The 18,123-nt window shown below is 58.3% G+C and carries 10 protein-coding genes; 4 read left to right on the top strand and 6 right to left on the bottom strand.

Annotated features, from left to right (window positions below; genetic code table 11):
- Nucleotides 1-41: 41 nt before the first annotated feature.
- The 6 genes from H2O17_RS10005 to ptsP form a co-directional block, all read right to left on the bottom strand.
- Nucleotides 42-2,942, bottom strand: a complete 2,901-nt coding sequence (locus H2O17_RS10005) for an FAD-binding and (Fe-S)-binding domain-containing protein (protein WP_182049538.1) — start codon at nucleotides 2,940-2,942, stop codon at nucleotides 42-44.
- Nucleotides 2,943-3,451: 509 nt separating this feature from the next.
- The gene (feoB, locus tag H2O17_RS10010) at nucleotides 3,452-5,677 is read right to left on the bottom strand and encodes a ferrous iron transport protein B (protein ID WP_182049539.1); all 2,226 of its coding nucleotides are present in this window, start codon (nucleotides 5,675-5,677) and stop codon (nucleotides 3,452-3,454) included.
- Complete coding sequence (locus tag H2O17_RS10015; RefSeq protein ID WP_182049540.1) at nucleotides 5,674-5,898, bottom strand: FeoA family protein; 225 nt, start codon at nucleotides 5,896-5,898, stop codon at nucleotides 5,674-5,676. The genes feoB and H2O17_RS10015 overlap by 4 nt, the downstream gene beginning before the upstream one ends.
- Nucleotides 5,899-6,256: 358 nt before the next feature.
- Complete coding sequence (gene ppdK, locus H2O17_RS10020; protein WP_182049541.1) at nucleotides 6,257-8,971, bottom strand: pyruvate, phosphate dikinase; 2,715 nt, start codon at nucleotides 8,969-8,971, stop codon at nucleotides 6,257-6,259.
- Nucleotides 8,972-9,294: 323 nt separating this feature from the next.
- A complete protein-coding gene (locus H2O17_RS10025; protein WP_182049542.1) occupies nucleotides 9,295-10,968 on the bottom strand; it encodes a formate--tetrahydrofolate ligase in 1,674 nt (557 codons plus the stop codon).
- Nucleotides 10,969-11,169: 201 nt separating this feature from the next.
- Nucleotides 11,170-12,873, bottom strand: coding sequence for a phosphoenolpyruvate--protein phosphotransferase (ptsP, locus tag H2O17_RS10030; RefSeq protein WP_182049543.1), 1,704 nt, complete (start codon nucleotides 12,871-12,873; stop codon nucleotides 11,170-11,172).
- 394 nt (nucleotides 12,874-13,267) lie between these two features.
- Here ptsP and H2O17_RS10035 point away from each other — a divergent pair, with 394 nt between their 5' ends.
- The 4 genes from H2O17_RS10035 (at nucleotide 13,268) to H2O17_RS10050 (ending at nucleotide 18,009) form a co-directional block, all read left to right on the top strand.
- Nucleotides 13,268-14,281 carry a LacI family DNA-binding transcriptional regulator gene (locus H2O17_RS10035; RefSeq protein ID WP_182049544.1) on the top strand — a complete coding sequence of 338 codons (1,014 nt, stop codon included), beginning with the start codon at nucleotides 13,268-13,270 and terminating at the stop codon, nucleotides 14,279-14,281.
- Nucleotides 14,282-14,603: 322 nt separating this feature from the next.
- On the top strand, nucleotides 14,604-15,311 hold the full coding sequence (locus tag H2O17_RS10040) for an L-ribulose-5-phosphate 4-epimerase (protein ID WP_220456759.1): 708 nt from the start codon (nucleotides 14,604-14,606) through the stop codon (nucleotides 15,309-15,311).
- Between the two features lie 38 nt (nucleotides 15,312-15,349).
- On the top strand, nucleotides 15,350-16,858 hold the full coding sequence (araA, locus tag H2O17_RS10045; protein WP_182049546.1) for an L-arabinose isomerase: 1,509 nt from the start codon (nucleotides 15,350-15,352) through the stop codon (nucleotides 16,856-16,858).
- 137 nt (nucleotides 16,859-16,995) lie between these two features.
- Nucleotides 16,996-18,009 (top strand): ABC transporter substrate-binding protein, encoded by a 1,014-nt coding sequence (locus tag H2O17_RS10050; RefSeq protein ID WP_220456760.1) that lies wholly within the window; start codon nucleotides 16,996-16,998, stop codon nucleotides 18,007-18,009.
- The last annotated feature ends 114 nt before the right edge of the window (nucleotides 18,010-18,123 follow it).

Raw genomic sequence — 18,123 nt, forward strand, 5'->3', positions numbered from 1 at the left:
TTTGCCGCACATTACCGCTATGCGTAGTTGCTTACACTCAGCTATTTCCCAGCTTGGCGAGGGGTTTGGGTGCCGTCGCGCAGCAACTGCGCCAGATGCACCCCACGCGCGCCCGCAAACTGCTCAGCTTGCGTGCGGCACGAGAATCCATCCGCAAGGAACACTGCATCCGGACTCGCATGCTCGAGCGCCGGAACTAGATGTTGCTTGGCAATCTTCTCTGAAATGTCAAAGTGCCCTTGCTCCATGCCAAAGTTTCCCGCCAACCCACAGCACCCCGAAATCTTGGTAACGGTGGCCCCAGCCCTGCGCAACAGTTGTTCATCCGCATTCCAGCCCATGACGGAGTAATGGTGGCAATGAGGTTGTGCCACGATTTCCACGCCGCTAAGGTCGGGCAGCTCGAAATCCTCGCTGGGCCCAATGGGAGCCGGAGCGGTCAGAAGCTCGGCCAACGTGAACGTCATGCGTGAAACGAGTTGGGACCGCGGATCCTCCGGCAGCAAATCCAGTACGTCCGAACGGAGCACGGCCGTACACGACGGTTCGACTCCCACGATAGGAATACCGGAGGCCGCGTATGGAGCAAGTGCCTGCAGTAACGCAGTGAGGTTCTTCTTTGCTTGGGTTAGCTGACCTGTGGAGATGGACGTCAGACCGCAGCATAAACCGGATTCGGGCAGCAGCACCGTGTATCCAGCCCGCTGGAGAACCTCCACCTCGGCGAGTGCTCCTCGCGAATCCAAGGTCTCCGAGAAAGAATCGGCCCACAGGACCACGTATCGCTTCCCCAACAGGTCCTTCGAGAGGCCATGCACCGTGGGATCAGCGACGTCGTCGGCCCTCATCTCACGAACCCGATCCGAACGTGAGAAACGCTTCGTGGAAAAGGACGGCATGTCACGGCGTGGATCAATCCCAGCTAACCTGAATGCCAGCTTGCGTATGGGAGCTAGCGACATGACCGCGTTTGCGATGGAGGCAATCACGGGGGCAACGGTAACGAGCCCGGCCAGCAGTGGAAGGTTGCCCAACGTGTAGTGAGTGCGGGGGCGGAGCTTGCCTTTGTAGGCTCGATAGAGGACTTCACTGCGATACCGGGCTACATCGATCCCTGTTGGGCAATCGCGCGAGCAGGCCTTGCAAGAGAGGCACAAATCTAGCGACTCCAGAAGCTCGGGTGCATCCCAACCGTGCACAAGCTGGCCATTCGCCACTTCCTGAAGGACGCGGGCACGTCCTCGGGTCACATCCTTTTCATCCTTGGTTGCCGAATATGACGGGCACATGAAGAAGCCCGAACCAAACCGGTCTGCCCGGCAATTGCCCACACCGGTGCAGCGGTGGACGGCTCGCGAGAAGTCGCCACCATCTTCCTCGAAATGGAATCCGCCTCCATAGGCGATCACTTTGGCTGCTGGGCGGCGCAAATGGGCGTCCACCACATCAGGGTTCACTAACACGCCAGGGTTGAGCAGGTTGGCTGGATCAAAGACGGCCTTCACTTTGCCAAACACGTCAATGATCTTCTCGGAGTACATCCGTCCCAGCAGCTCGGAGCGGGCGCGGCCATCTCCGTGTTCGCCTGAGAGCGAGCCGCCGTACTGCGCCACGAGATCAGCGCCTTGCTCCATGAAGGAGCGGAACGTCCCCGTACCATTCTCATCTTCAATCGGGAAGTCGATGCGTACGTGCACGCAACCATCGCCAAAATGCCCATACATGAGGCCATCTAGCCCAAGCTTGTCCATGAGTTCGCGCAGAGCCCGCACGTATGAGCCGAGTTCTTCTGGCGGTACCGCGGAATCCTCCCAGCCGGGCCAAGCTGCCCTCCCGTCAGGTGTTCGCCCGCCAAGTCCTGCTCCGTCGGCGCGGATCCGCCATAGTTCGGTAGCCTCTGGGCCTGCCTCACAGATACGAAATGCTGTGGTATTCGCAGCGTGGGCCAGCGCTTCGGCACGCGCCATGACCTCTTCTGGGAGTTCACCTTCGCGAGCCCCCACTTCGATGAACAACCACCCTCCACCCGGCGGTAAGTCCGGCACCGATCCTTTGGCCCGCCGCACCACATCGACGAGCTGGGCATCGATGCCTTCAACCGCTAACGGATCGAACGTAAGGAGGGCGGGGACGTCGTCGGCCGCGGCGGGCATGTCTGGGTATCCCAACACCACCAATGCCGGGCTTGCTGCGATTGGAACGAGTGAGAGAACGGCCTCGGTGACAACCACCAACGTGCCTTCGCTCCCCACAAGGAATTTTGCGAGGTCTACGCCGTTTTCAGGAAGCAAGTGTTCCAAGGAATAGCCCGAAACCTGCCTTTTGAAGCGCCCCATTTCCGTGCGAATTGCGGCGAGGTTTTCATCGACGATCTCTGAGAGGCCAGCCACTTGGCTACTACCTTGATGTGCGACAATCTGAGTGCCGTCGGCCAAGAAAGCGGTGAGTTCCTCAACGTTGTCAGCAGTACGGCCGTACGCAACGGCGTGTGGGCCGCACGCGTTGTTTCCGATCATGCCTCCAAAGGTGGCTCTGTTCTGGGTGGAGGGATCCGGCCCGAAGCGTAGGCCGAACTGGCCCGCAACCTTCTGGAGGTCGGCCATAATGACGCCCGGCTGCACGCGAGCAGTGCGTGCCTGTGGGTCCACTTCGATGATTGTGTTCATGTACCGGGAGAAGTCCAGCACGATTCCCGGGCCCACCGCGTTTCCGGCGCACGAGGTTCCTGCTCCTCGGCTGGTCACAGGAACCTTCGTGGCGCGCGAAACTTCAAGTACGGCTTCAACGTCTGCCGCATCCAATGGAGCGACGACGACGCGCGGTGGGATCCGATAGTTGGAGGCATCCGTTGAGTATTCGGCGCGCCTGCGCGCCGATGAGTCGACATCGCCGCGAACCTTCTCCCGCAACAGTGAAAGCAGATCGTCCTCACGCGTTTCCATTGAGACCTCCCGGATGGTGTGACCCTCATTCTGCCGTGTGGATGATCTCAGATGCGCGGACCATTTGGCTGGCGGACACAATACCCGGACATAGATTAGGTTCTTGCCATCAACGCTGCAGACGGCGCGGTTGAAGCGCGGCGGGCTGCTGGTGGGAGCGATCAAACATGCGGCTGGCGCCCAGCAAGGCAGCTAGGACCCAGCAAGGCAGCTAAGACCCTGCAAGGCTAGCTACTTCCTGCCTAACCCAACGGTCAACGGGCAACCCGCACAATGAATCCGAGCCTCAACGCTCAGGTCATCCGAGGGAGTGCTACACGCACCCAGCCCAGAGGTACACAGGGTTGTCGCTTCAGTCAGTAGGCCTAAACGCCCGTAGTGGTCCAACATTGTCCGCACGAACACCTCGGACGTCTGGCAACTAACTGCCACAGAATGCACGGTCCCTCCCGCCCGGAGTGCATCAAGCACCCGGGCGGTGAGGGATTGGTGAACGGGAGTTTGCACACTCACAAGAAGAGCTTTCCAATTTGGAATACACCAACGGCCAGCAACCACGCCACAGCCAATTGCGCGATGACCGCTATCGTGGTGAAGCGTCCGCCAATCAGCTTAGCTTGCTCCGCCACGGTTGCCATGCATGGCGTATAGCTGAGAACAAACACGAGGAACGCAAGGGCCGCCAGTGCCTCATATCCTTCGCCAGCGGAGGTGCTCAGTGAGGTCCGCAGGAGCTGCGGCAGCTTTCCCAAGTTATCGCCGTTATCCTCGGCATCACCAGCAGCCTCTGAGTCAAGGTTGAAGGACGTTACGATTGAGGAAACCACGGTCTCCTTTGCAACGAACCCGGTCATGAGTGCACCGGTCATGTGCCACTCACCAAAGCCTGTGGGAGCGAAGACGGGCTCGAGCACCTGTGCTGTTGCACCGTAGAGCGAATCCTCCATGGCCAGCTCCTGGTCGGCGAACGAATGATCCGAATTGACGGGAATCGCCGCCATCAGCCACACCACCATCGTCATGATGACGATGATCTTGCCTGCGCCGGTCACAAAGGTCCACGCGCGCCCCCACGTCAGCTTTGCCATTACGGCGAGGCGGGGAACTTGGTAGGCGGGGAGCACCAGCATGAGCGGTGCCGCTACCTCATCCTTCGTGATGAAGAACTTGAGGATCCACGCACCTCCAACAATCAAGAGGATCGAAGTCACGTACATGGCAAACACAACTGTGCCGGCATTGCCAGCAAAGAAGATCTTGCCAATCATGAGGTAGATCGTCAGGCGCGCAGCACAAGAGGTGTACGGCGTAATCAACGCTGTTACAAGGCGTTGCTTAGCCGAAGGAACAGATCTGGCTGCAGCGAGCGACGGAACATTGCAACCAAAGCCGATGATGAGAGGCAGGATAACGCGGCCATCCAGGCCGATCTTGCGCATGAGGCGATCGCCTAGAAAAGCCACGCGCGCCATGTAGCCCGAATCCTCAAGAATCGAAAGGGCCGCGTAAATAACGAACATGAGCGGGAAGAAGCTGGCCACCACTCCTAGGCCCGTCGCTAGGCCGTTAACCAGCAAAGACTCCACCCAGGTGCCGTCGAGATTCGCAACACCCAACAGCCAGATGATGCCATTGGCCAGCGAGAACGCCCCCGCATCAGTAGATGAGAAGACGCCGTCAAACCAATCCTGAATCGGGCCGACCCACGAACCAGCCATCTGGAAGAGCAGCCACAACAGTGTGAAGAACACTCCGGTTCCGAGCACAGGGTTGAGGAGGAAGCGATCCACTTTGTCCGAACGCGAGAGGAAATCTGGCTCAGACTGGCGCGTGTTGCAGGCCCGTTCGACCTCGTCGACCCAACTGAACAAGACCGCCGCGCGGTCCATCTCAAGCTCGCTTGACCGCTCAACTGGGCCAGCTGGTGCGGCTACGGGAGCCTCGCCTTCGCCAGAACAGCACGTATCCTCACCACCACAACAACCACAGCTAGTTGTTTCACCCGTGGACGAGGTGGCCCCCAAGGAACTCTGCGACAAGAGATCACGTGTGTCTACTGTTGCGGCGCATCGGGCCCTAGCTTCGGTAGCGGCCGCCTGCGAGTAGCCTGGCGCAGTGGGATCCGGGTCCATTCCCTGCACGCGCGGACGCGAGTTGAGCGCCTCTGCAATCATCTGATCCAGAACACTGTAATCGGACGTGTTTCGCGGATCGATCGCCATAACGGGGATACCTAGCGCGCTCGCGAGTGCGGCAATATCTACCGTCTCTCCATTCTGCGCGGCCACGTCAGTCATGGTGACCACGGCGGCCACCGGTTGACCGGTCTGCGCAAGTTGCGCCAACAGGTATAGCGAGCGGGTCATAGACCCACCATCGAGAACGGCGAGGATGAGATCAATGCCAATTCCGGCAGCCTCGTCCGTCATGCTGCCGGGCGCGCCAGCCATTGTGTCCGTCACGACCTGCTCATCTGGGCTGGTGGCCACTAGGGAGTAGGTACCGGGCAGGTCCAGTACGCGCGCGCCGAGTGACTTCCACCGGCCCGACATAACCTGGACAGTGGTTCCCGGCGCGTTAATCACGCGTTGGCGAGCACCGGTCACGCGGTTAAACAGCGTGGACTTACCAACGTTCGGGTTTCCTACCAACAGAATCGTGGGAGTCGTGGAGCGCTCGCGTTCGCTGAGAACTACTTGAGGAGCACCAGACGGGCCGCAGTTGGGGCAACTCATGCCAGAACCTCCGCCTCGATGAGACGTGCCGAGCGATGATCCACCGCGACTCGGGAACCTGCAACATTAAGAACAACACCACCGAAGCCCGCCTTCTGCGTCACCACGGCCTCGTTGCCTGCCCGCAAGCCAAGTTCCTGCATCCGTAGCTGGTTCTTGGCCGGAAGGTTGACCTGAGTCAAGCGTAACCGCGTCCGCTTAGGGCATTCGCTGAGTTTCATGGGTCCTCTAATGAAGTAATGGAAGTGATGGCGCCTCGCTGAAACACATTGGCACGGGCACCACATTTGTCCTACAGAAGTTAGGTTAGCCTTATCTATCTCCAATTCCACGCCGAGGACCTTGCGAAATTGGCTCATTGGACTAGATCAAGTGGCTATCCCCGCCAATTCGGGACTTTGTCCCTAGAACGAAGCACCCAAAAAGCAGCGGCGAAGGAGCTCCGGAGACCCCCTCGCCGCAACACAGTTAACTCCGCCACACTTGTGTCACATGCTGGGAGGGTTGGAACTGGAAATCTTCCAGTTCCAACCCTCCCAGCATGGCATATCCGCGAAATACCGCGCCTAGACGGCAACCCTAGGCATTGGTTACATCATTGGAGATCGCTGCGCGGCCAGCCTCCAGGCGAGCCACCGGAACTCGGAACGGAGAGCAGGAGACGTAATCGATGCCCACCGAGTCGAAGAAGTGGATGGAGAGCGGATCGCCGCCGTGCTCACCACACACACCGCAGTGCAGATCGGGTTTTGTAGAACGCCCCTTCTGTACCCCGAGCTCCACGAGCTGCCCCACTCCGTGCATATCGATAGTCTCAAATGGAGAAACACCGAAGATTGCGTTGTCGAAGTACTCGTTGAAGAAGGACGCCTCGACGTCGTCTCGCGAGAATCCCCATGTGGTCTGGGTCAGATCGTTGGTACCAAATGAGAAGAAGTCGGATTCTTCGGCGATATCCTCTGCCGTCATCGCAGCACGCGGCAGCTCGATCATGTTGCCGATCGGAAGCGAGAGTTCCACGCCGCTGGCCTGCGAAACCTCCGCGATGATCTGTTCGGCTTCGTCACGAACAATCTGCAACTCACGCACTGAGCCGATGAGTGGAACCATGATTTCCGGCCTAGGGTCTAGTCCCTGCCGCTTGCATTCCAAGCATGCTTCAGCGATTGCCCGGATCTGAAGCTGGAACAGTCCCGGAATCTTCAACCCAAGGCGCACTCCACGCAGCCCGAGCATCGGATTCTGTTCATGATTGGCACGGACGGCCGCCAGGATCTTGCGGTCATGTGCCGTGACCTCTTCGCCTGTAGCTTCCTTAACTGCCAGTTGCGCCGTGAGTTCGGTCAGGTCTGGCAGGAACTCGTGAAGGGGCGGATCAATGAGGCGCACCGTGACAGGCAGGCCGTCCATGGCGCTGAAAATTCCCACGAAGTCGGACGTCTGAAGTGGTACCAATGCGTCGAACGCTTCCTGGCGCTCGTCGTCGGTATCGGCCAAAATCACTGCCTCAATGAGCTTGCGGCGGTCACCAAGGAACATGTGTTCTGTGCGGCACAGCCCAATGCCCTGCGCGCCGAAGTCGCGAGCGCGTTCCGCGTCCTCCGGGTTGTCCGCGTTCGCACGAACATCCAAACGGCGCTTGGAATCGGCATGGGTGAGAATCCGGTCCACGGCCTTCACCAGTTCCTGGGTGTCCTCATCAATCGAGGCAGCAAGGCCCGCTTCGAGTCCATGAGAAATGTAGGTCATGACGGGCGAATCCACCACAGGGACGTCGCCTTCAAAGACCTGACCAGAGGTGCCATCAATTGCGATGACAGTTCCTGCGGTGAATGTGCGGTTGATCGACTTCACGTGGACAGTGCCAGCAGCCTCATCCACAATGAGGTCTTCAGCACCCACCACACAGCACCTACCCATACCACGTGCAACAACGGCTGCATGGGAGGTCTTGCCGCCCCGCGCCGTCAGGACGCCCGCAGCGGCAACCATGCCCGCCAGATCGTCAGGGTTGGTTTCGCGGCGAACCAGAATAACGCTCGCACCGGCCTGTGTACGCTCTAGGGCTTGTTGGTTGTTGAGCACGATTTCGCCGACGGCGGCGCCAGGAGACGCTGGCATTCCGCGCGTGAGTACCGTCTTGTGCGCATCGCGGTCGAACTGCGGGAACAACAGCGACGTGAGCTGTTCGCCAGTCACGCGAGTTACCGCTTCATCCGTGGTGATGAGCCGTTCGTCTACAAGCTGTGCTGCCACGCGGAAAGCCGCAGCCGGAGTACGCTTACCCACTCGCGTCTGCAACATCCACAGCTTGCCTTGCTGGATCGTGAACTCGATATCGCACAGATCGCGGTAGTGGGTCTCCAACTTGGTCATGATTGCCCGAAGCTCGTCGTAGGAGGTTGAGTCAAGCCGCTGCAGATCAGCGAGCGAAAGCGTGTTACGGATTCCGGCTACCACGTCTTCGCCTTGCGCGTTTACCAAGTAATCGCCGTACACGCCCGAATGGCCCGTGGAAGGATCACGTGTGAAGCACACGCCTGTGCCGGACGTGTCCCCCATGTTTCCGAACACCATGGTGCAGATGTTGACGGCCGTACCCAAATCGTGAGGAATGCGCTCGCGGCGGCGGTAGATGCGCGCTCTATCTGTGTTCCATGAACGGAAGACAGCCTCAACGGCAAGGTCCATCTGCTTGCGAGGGTCCTGTGGGAAATCCTCGCCAGTAGCATCCTTGACAATCTGCTTGTACTCCACCACCAATGCCTTGAGATCCTCAGTGGTCATGTCAAGGTCACCGGAGTAGTTGTTCTTCTGCTGAAGTCCATGTAGCGCATCGGCAAAGAGATCGCCGTCGATATCCAACACGGTCTTGCCGAACATCTGGATCAACCGGCGGTAGGAATCCCACGCGAACCGGTCATTGCCAGATTGCTGGGCTAAGCCCTCAACAGACTGGTCATTCAAACCGATGTTCAGCACCGTTTCCATCATTCCGGGCATCGAGAACTTAGCACCGGAACGTACGGAAACAAGAAGTGGGTCAGTCGGATCGCCCAACTGCTTACCCATATCTGCTTCGACTTTCCGAAGGTGCGCTGTCACTTCTACATCGAGAGTCTCAGGGGTTTCGCCTGCTTCGAGATATGCACGGCAAGCTTCCGTAGTAATGGTGAACCCCGGAGGGACAGGGAGTCCTAGATGGACCATCTCGGCCAAGTTGGCACCTTTGCCACCGAGAAGGTCCTTCATGTCACGGTTACCCTCGAGGAATGAATAGACATACTTAGTCATGTGAAGCGTCCTCCATTGGAGCTGCTGTGTACTGTCTGCGGCCTGCGGCCAACACTAAGGCTAACATCACACTTAGGTCCCACGTGACAATCACTACACTTCTCGCCTATGGACTTTCAGCCTCTCATCCCACGTAGGTCTTAACTCATGACCGGCGAGCCATACCTCTGGGTGGCCCGCTTGCTCCTCCAGGTGGCCCGCTTGCTCATCTTCACCTCGTTCATCTAGCTACTTGCAGCAAAAAGTTGGCACACCCGCATGACGTGCGGGTGTGCCAACTCCGGCGAACTCAGCAGCCTTCTCGCCGCGCGACAACCTCTACATCAGTGCATTCCTGATATCACTCCATTGGCGCTGACCGAGATGTCGCACGCCGATGGCCGCTTGGGCAAACCAGGCATTGTCATGATCGAACCCGAAATAAGCACAACGAATCCCGCACCAGCCGAGAGCCTCACCTCGCGGATGTTCACCTCGAAGTCCTCAGGAGCTCCAAGTGCCCGGGCATCGGTTGAGAAGGAGTACTGGGTCTTCGCGATACATACGGGCGCCTTTCCCCAACCTTCTGCCTCGAGCCGCGCCAACTCGCGCGCGGCTGCTGCCGTGAAGGAAACCGTGGAACCCCCATACACCCGCTGCACCACAGCTTGCGCTTTGCCTGCTAGCGACGCATCGTCGTCGTAGCAATACGTGGTGTGGCTGGGGACTTCTAGGGCTGAAACAACAGCGCGGGCCAAATCCTGTGCCCCCTCACCACCACGTCCGAAATGGTTGGAGAGAACCACATCGACCCCGCGTTTGAACATCGCGGCCTCAATGGCTTCGATCTCCGCCGGCGAATCCTGTGCGAACTGGTTGATCGCAACCAGAACGTGTTGTCCAAACACCTTCTGAAGGTTTGATACGTGGCGGTCGAGGTTGGTTAAACCGGCCTCGAGCCGAGCCACGTTTGGGGTCCCAAGATCTTCCAGCGCCATTCCACCGTGGTACTTGAGCGCCCTGACGGTGGCAACGATAACGGTCAGATCCGGCTCGAGGCCCGTTTGGCGTGAAACGATATCCACGAACTTCTCGGCTCCCAGATCGGCTCCGAAACCGGCTTCAGTGACCACAACATCGCCCAGTTTGAGCGCCGCATCAGTCGCGATCACTGAGTTGGCACCGTGGGCGATATTTGCAAAGGGACCGCCATGGACAAAGGCTGGGGTGCCCTCCAGGGTCTGCACAAGGTTGGGCGCGAGCGCATCACGCAGCACCACCGTCAACGCGCCGCCCGCTTCTAGGTCTGCCACGGTAACAGGGGTGTTCTGGCTGGAACGCCCCACCACGATGCGGTTGAGGCGCTCCCCTAGATCCTCAAGTGACGTCGCCATACAGAAGGTGGCCATGATTTGGCTAGCCGCGGTGATATCGAAGCCTGATTCGCGAGGAACTCCGCCGGTGCGTCCGCCCAATCCGACGACGACGTCGCGCAGCGCACGGTCATTGACGTCCATTGCGCGGCGAATCGTGACTGTACGTGGATCGATGTCAACTGTTGCGAAGTGAAGTGCGTTGTCCACCATTGCGGCCAGAAGATTGTTGGCCTCCGCAATCGCAGCGAAATCGCCGGTGAAGTGCAGGTTTATCTCTGCGTCAGGAATAAGTGAAGCCTTGCCTCCGCCGGTTGCGCCGCCTTTTATGCCAAAGACGGGACCCATGGACGGCTCGCGGAGGGCGAGGACTGAACGGGTCCCGATGTGGCGGAGGCCATCTGCCAGACCGATGGAGGTGGTGGTCTTACCTTCACCTGCGGGTGTTGGCGAAATGGCGGTCACCAAAACCAGCTTGGCCTGCGGGTTTCTTTCAAGCCCCTCAAGGTACTGAAGATCGATCTTGGCCTTGTCGTGCCCGTAGCGGAGCACTGCTGAGTGGGGTATGCCGAGGCCTTCGGCAATCTGCGAGATAGGGAGACCGGACGGAGCACTGTTCCTCGAAGCATTCAACACACCACTCATGCTAGAGAATCCGAGGGGGAACTGGCGAAGGTATTCACCAGTTCCCCCTCGGATGTACTCATCGTGGGCCGCGTTCGTTACCTGTTGTGCGCGAGCCTATGTGGGCGGCTGCCGCATATACCAGCCCCTACACGTACCGGCTGCCACGCGTACCCGTTGTTATGCGTTACTGACAGCACGCAGTCACATGCACCCAGCAGCTCAGAGTATGCCCAGCGCGTGGCGTGCCAGCGCACGAGCCTCCTTGGCTTCCTTTGCTGCCCGTACCGCAACGGCCGCCGCTTCACATTGTTCGAGCGAAACAGCTGAGATTTGAGCACCAACCATAGAGACGGCAGATGATGCCATCGATAGCGATGTGACGCCCATGCCCACTAGGACACATGCCAGAACGGGGTCAGCCGCAGCTTCGCCGCACACACCAACTGGTTTGTTGAGCTTCTTTCCTGCCTGAGCCGTGATGTCAATCAACTTGAGAACAGCCGGCTGCCACGGATCTGTGTACTCCGCAAGATGTGAGGACAAGCGATCTGCTGCCATCGTGTATTGGGTCAGATCGTTTGTGCCAATGGAGACGAAGTCCACGTACGTGAGGAAGTGCTCCGCAAGAATTGCAACAGCGGGAACCTCAACCATGATGCCTGCAGTTAGGCCGCGATCGTGGACCTCCTTAGCGAACCATTCGGCTTCGGGAAGCGTTGCCACCATCGGTGCCATGACCCACGTCTTGCCTACGCGTCCCGCGCTAGCTTGCGCGACGGCGTCGAGCTGGTGGGAAAGAATCTGCGGATTCTGACCAGTGATTCTCAATCCGCGTACGCCGAGCGCGGGGTTATCCTCGTGCTCCATATTTGCGTAGGCAATGGGCTTGTCAGAACCTGCATCCAGAGTGCGCACCACTACTTTGTTCTGCGGGAATGCATCAAAAACCGGCTTGTAGATGGCCACCTGTTCTTCGATGGTCGGTTCAACTTGCGCCTCGAGGAAGCTGAGTTCCGTGCGGAAAAGCCCGATACCTTCGGATTGGCCGTCTGCCGCCTTCTTGGCTGTAGTGCCGTCCTGGACATTGGACAGGAGTTCAACATGGTGACCGTCGGTTGTCTTGGCGGGCCCTTGCCATTGAAGGATAGATGCGCGCCACGCCGCGTCACGTTCGACGTCGATCCGTGCGCGTTCTGGGTCTGGGTTGGGCTGGATGGATCCTTCAGCACCATCGAGGAGAACCCGCTCGCCAGCAGGGATTTGTTCGAGGTCGCGTACCGCAACGATGCACGGAATACCAAGCTGGCGGCAGATAATGGCTGTGTGGCTGGTTGGGCCGCCGAGTTCCGTGGCTATACCGATAACAAGTGTGGGGTCTAGCCCTGATGTATCGGCTGGAGCGAGATCTGTTGCAAAGAGCACCGAGGGTTCTTCCGGGGTGGGAACTCCGGGCTCTGGTAGTCCTTGGATCTGGGCGACTACTCGATCACGCACGTCCAACAGGTCGGTGACGCGTTCTGCCATGAGGCCGCCGGCCTTCTTGAACAACTCCACGAAAGTCTCGGTTGTTTGGACCAACGCCTGAACCGCGGGAGTGCCTTCTTTGAGAATGGCGCTGCGAACTGCCCGGCGAACGCCTTTGTCAGTTGCCAGCGCAGCCGACATCTTGAGCACGTCAGATACTGCACCGATTGTGTTGTTCGAACGGGACAGAAGGCGTTCGGCCACCGTTGCAGCAGCCGCTTCGTAAGCTGCGAACTCCGCCTCACGGGAGTCCTCAGGAATCGCGGGGGCCGTTAGTGCAGGAGCACTTGGACGTACGGCCCACATCACTGGCGCGTATGCCATCCCCGAGACCACGGGGGTTCCAAATATTATGGAAGCTTCCGTGTTTGGATGCACCGTTGAGTCTTCATTGGTCATGTCTATCTCCTCACCATAAAACCGCTATTTCTAGCGCACATTTGCTCCGAATCAACAAACGGCACCCACAAAACATCGATGCGACAATTATCGCCGCATTACGTTCACAACGCACCTCTTTCTCGACTCCGTGGACTTCAACACGCGGTAAGAAGCAAACATCTTCTCGCGATTCCTTCCCACAGGTTGGTCGTGGGTGTTTTGGCGTGTGTACGCGAACACACGCAGTGTTCATGGCGTGCACATCGGATAAACTCCCAGAGATTTCACTGGAACAAGCCAGATGTGAAGGCTTGACATGTAATATCCTCACAGACTGGAGGGAAAACGCTCGTCGTTGCTGATTGATGCGCCTCCACGATCCCATTTCTCATGCTCGTCAAAGGAGTCTCCAATGGAGGACTCAAGCTCACGGCACCGCCGCCCGCCGTCTATGGAAGACGTCGCGGCCATCGCCGGAGTATCACACCAGACCGTTTCCCGTGTGCTCAACAGTACCGGCAAGGTGCGCCCGGAGACTCGTGAACGCGTACTAGCAGCGATCGCGCAGATTGGGTACCGGAGAAACGAGACCGCACGTGCGCTGGCAACTGCCCGCAGTCGGGTCATTGGGATCATCACACCTACCTTCCAGCACTACGGCCCGGCTTCCACACTTATGTCCGTGCAACTTGCGGCTAATGACAAGGGTTATCTGGTTAGTGTGGCGGCGCTTCCGGAGTTCTCACCGGCCAATCTTCGGCGCGCGCTGGAGCAGTTTCTGGGTCAGGGTGTGGCAGGGATTGTTTTGATCGTTCCCGTTACAGAGGCCGCCACCGAACTTAACAAGTTCTCACTTCCCGTCCCGGCAATCGCAATCTCCTCCTCGTGGGTATCGGAAGAGTCCACTATTGCGCGCGTTGGCGTGGAGCAGCGTGGTGGAGTTCGCGCCGCCATGCTTCATCTCAAGGAGCAGGGCTGCCAAGTGGTCAGCCATTTTGCAGGCCCGAGTGTGTGGTTTGATGCGCTTGAACGCGAAGCCGCTTGGCACGAAGCCATCGAAGAGTTCGGGCTCACCGCCGGCCCCATCTTCCGTGGTGATTGGACCGCAGCATTTGGCTTCGCCATGGCAACTGAGATTTCCCGCGGTAAGCTGCCGGACGCAATCTTCGCCGCCAACGATCAGATGGCCTTGGGAACTCTTCAAGCCTTTGCCCAAAAAGGCATCCGCCTTCCCGATGATGTGCGCCTTGTTGGGTACGACGACGAGGACGCTTCCGCCTACTTCTACCCCAGTCTGACCACTGTTCGCCAAAACTTCTCTCAGCTCGGCTATGAAGCTGTGGATGCACTCATCCGCCAGTTCGATGGCCAGAAGGCGGAGAACAAGCTGCTCCCGGCCGAATTACGCGTTCGCGCTTCAGCCTAACGGCGTCTCCGCCTGAGCCGGAAGCATCGCTGAAAACCGGCAAGGTCCGTACGCCCGCCCGGGCATCTCGATCTGTGGTGGAGATATCTTCAACAGAGCTGAAGGTGTTCCTAACGGAGGTCTGGACTGTACAAAAGGTACCCCCTTGGGTTTAGAATGTTAGCGCTAACTCAATTGGGATGGCTGAACTCGCAGGCGCGTTTGGAGATCCCATGAGTTGTCCGTTTCGGCATCGCAGCCGAGCGGAAAACTACACAACGAGCTTTGCATCCAGCCATGCTCACGCAGCATCACCGAGCACTCGATGCCCAAGGAGAAAACAATGTCAGCCGCCAATCTATGGTCACCCCAAATGGCCGAGAAGATTCAGGAAGCTCGTGTTGAGGTCTGCCGACTTCATTCGGAGCTCATTAAGTGGGGACTGGTGGTCTGGACCGCCGGAAACGTATCCCAGCGCGTTCGCTGCGAAGCTGAAGACGGTTCCGAAGATGTCCTCGTCATCAAGCCGTCAGGTGTCTCCTATGACGAACTGACCCCCGCAGACATGGTGGTTTGCGATCTGGATGGGAATCTCATCCTTGGTGACCACGCGCCGTCGTCGGACACGGACGCACACGCTTACGTCTACCGTCACATGCCCGAAGTGGGCGGTGTGACGCACACCCATTCCAGCTACGCCACCGCATTCGCTGCGGTAGGCAAGCCCATCCCTTGCCACCTGACAATGATGGGCGACGAGTTCGGCGGCGAGATTCCGATCGGACCCTTCGCACTCATCGGTGACGATTCGATTGGCCGCGGCATAGTCGCAACCCTCAAGGAATCGCGTAGCCCAGCAGTTCTCATGCAGAACCACGGCCCGTTCACCATTGGCAAGAACGCCAAGGCCTCGGTCAAGGCAGCAGCCATGACCGAAGAAGTTGCACGAACCATGTTCATCGCACTTCAGCTCGGCGATCCCATCGCAATCGATCCAAAGCTTGTCGATTCTTTGTACGAGCGTTATCAGAACGTCTACGGCCAGCACTGAGTCGGAAATCTTCCACAACATTCAAAGGAGAATTAGCAATGAAGAGCAGTTTTGAGGGCCGCGAGGTTTGGTTCCTCACCGGCAGTCAGGGCCTCTATGGCGACGACGCATTGGCGCAGGTCGCCAACCAGTCACAAAACGTCGTTGAAACCCTTAATCGGTCCGGCGATATCCCAGTCAACATCGTGTGGAAGCCGACTCTGACCGATTCTGATTCCATCCGCCGTGCAATCTTGGACGCGAACTCGAATGACAACGTGCTCGGCGTGGTCGCGTGGATGCACACATTCAGCCCAGCCAAGATGTGGATCGCGGGACTCAATGTCCTCAACAAGCCACTACTCCACCTGAACACTCAGGACAATGTGGTTTTGCCGTGGGCAACCATTGACATGGACTTCATGAACCTCAACCAGTCTGCTCATGGAGACCGCGAGTTCGGCTACATCCTGTCCAGACTCGGAATCGACCGCGAAACCGTAATCGGTAGTGCTACTGATCCGGCCGTTCGCGCTCGCGTTTCCAACTGGGTTCGCGCCTGCGCAGGCTGGGCCGCCATTCACGATCTAAACGTCGTGCGCTTTGGTGACAACATGCGCAACGTCGCCGTCACCGACGGTGACAAGACCGAAGCACTCAAGGTCTTTGGTGTCAGCGTGAACACGTGGGGCGTCAACGATCTCGTGGAGGTCGTCAACGATGTGGCAGATGCTGATATCGATGCTTTGGCTGCTGTATACGAGGACTCCTACGAAGTAGTACCCGAACTGCGCCGCGGTGGCGACCGCCACGAATCATTGCGCTATGCAGCACGCCAAGAGATCGCACTGCGCCGTTTCCTTGATGAGCGCAATGCGTCTGCATTCACTGATACGTTCGAAGATCTTGGCGCCCTGCGCCAGCTCCCGGGTATCGCTGCACAGCGCCTCATGGCTGATGGCTATGGATTTGGCGCCGAAGGCGACTGGAAGACTGCTGTACTGGTCCGCACTGTCAAGGCAATGTCCGAAGGGCTCCCCGGCGGCGCATCCTTGATGGAGGACTACACCTACAACCTCGTTCCAGGCCAAGAACTCATTCTTGGTGCGCACATGCTCGAGATTTGCCCATCTCTGACAACTCAGAAGCCGCGCGCAGAGATTCATCCTCTCGGCATTGGTGATCGCGAGGATCCGGTGCGCTTGGTCTTCTCTATGGATCCCAGCGAGGCAGTCGTTGTCTCTATGGCCGACATGGGCAATCGATTCCGCCTGACCGCGAACGTGGTCGACGTCGTCGAACCCCTCGAACCGCTCCCGAACCTTCCGGTGGCGCACGCGATTTGGAAGCCACAGCCATCCCTCAGTGTCTCAGCCGAGTGCTGGATGGAGTCTGGGGCTGCACACCACACCGTCATGACCAATGCGATTGGCGTGGACATCTTCAGGATGTTCGCACAGATGGCACACACCGAGCTTGCCGTGATCGACAAGTCCACCGATGTCGCTTCTTTCAAGAACGAACTGCGGTGGAACAAGGCGTACTTCCAGCTCGCTCAGGGCTTGTGACGCCGAAAACAATCTGTGTCCAAACCGTTATAAACATCTTGTTTTACAAGGCAGTGTGTTAGCGCTAACATATTCATAGGTGGCCGCCCACTAGGCCACAGCGACGTTGCTGTCGCGATTCTCAAGGAGGAGAAACAGTGAAAAGGAACATCCGCAACTCCGTTGTTGCAGTGACTGCAGGCTTCACAATGATGGCCACCCTGACCGCATGCGGTAATGGTGACAGTGCATCTGAGGAAACAAGCGGCTCAAGCAGCTCCGAATGTGCAAGCGACCTCTCCGACGTCACAGTCGGTTTCGTGGCCGTGGGTCCTGAAGGCGCATGGCGCGAGGCAAACGAGAAGGACGTGCAGACCGCATTCGAAGATGCAGGCGCAACCGTCAAGTACGCCGGCACCGCCGACAACGATCAGGCCAACCAGATCCAGTCGATGCAGTCATTCATTGACGAAGGCGTTGACCTCATCCTGCTTTCGGCAACAGAAGCAACTGGCTGGGAAGATACCCTCCAGGAAGCAGCTGACGCTGAAATCCCAGTAATCCTGCTTGACCGCATGATCGAGCCCGATAACCAGGATCTCTACGCCACCCACCTCGGCCCGGACAACTACGCAATTTCGTCCAATGCAGCCAAGTGGGCAAACGAGCAGTTCCCGGATGGCGCGAACTACGCCGTCCTCGAGGGACCTGCTGGCCTCTCTGTGGTCAACGAGCGCAACGCTGGTTGGGATGACACGATCAACGACAACCTGACCAAGGTTGATAGCCAGGATGCTGGCTGGTCCACGGCAGACGCCAAGGACATCACGTCCACCATGCTCAAGTCCAACAACAACGATATCCAGCTCATCTTCGCTCAGAACGATGAAATGGGCCTCGGCGCTGCACAGGCAGTCGAAGAAGCAGGTCTGGTTCCTGGAGATGACGTCAAGATCATCACCATTGACGGCACCAAGGCAGCCCTCGAAGCCCTCTCCGCTGGCCAGCTGAGCCTCGTTGCCGAGTACAACCCGATCTTCGGTCAGGATGCAGTCGATGCTTCCATCAGCATTCTCTGCGGCGAGGATGTCGAAAAGAACATCGTGATCGAGAGCCAGATCTTCGACAGCCCTGAGGCTGCAGACGAAGCTCTTCCGACTCGCGCTTACTGATCAACTGATCGGCCGTACATAACCCGCACGGCGATCACAACCGAATAAAAACTAAAGTCTGGGCCCACGGTTTCATATCCAAACAGATGGAGCCGTGGGCCCCAGACTTTGCAA

This window comes from Changpingibacter yushuensis (genome assembly GCF_014041995.1).
GTDB classification, from domain to species: Bacteria; Actinomycetota; Actinomycetes; order Actinomycetales; family Actinomycetaceae; genus Changpingibacter; species Changpingibacter yushuensis.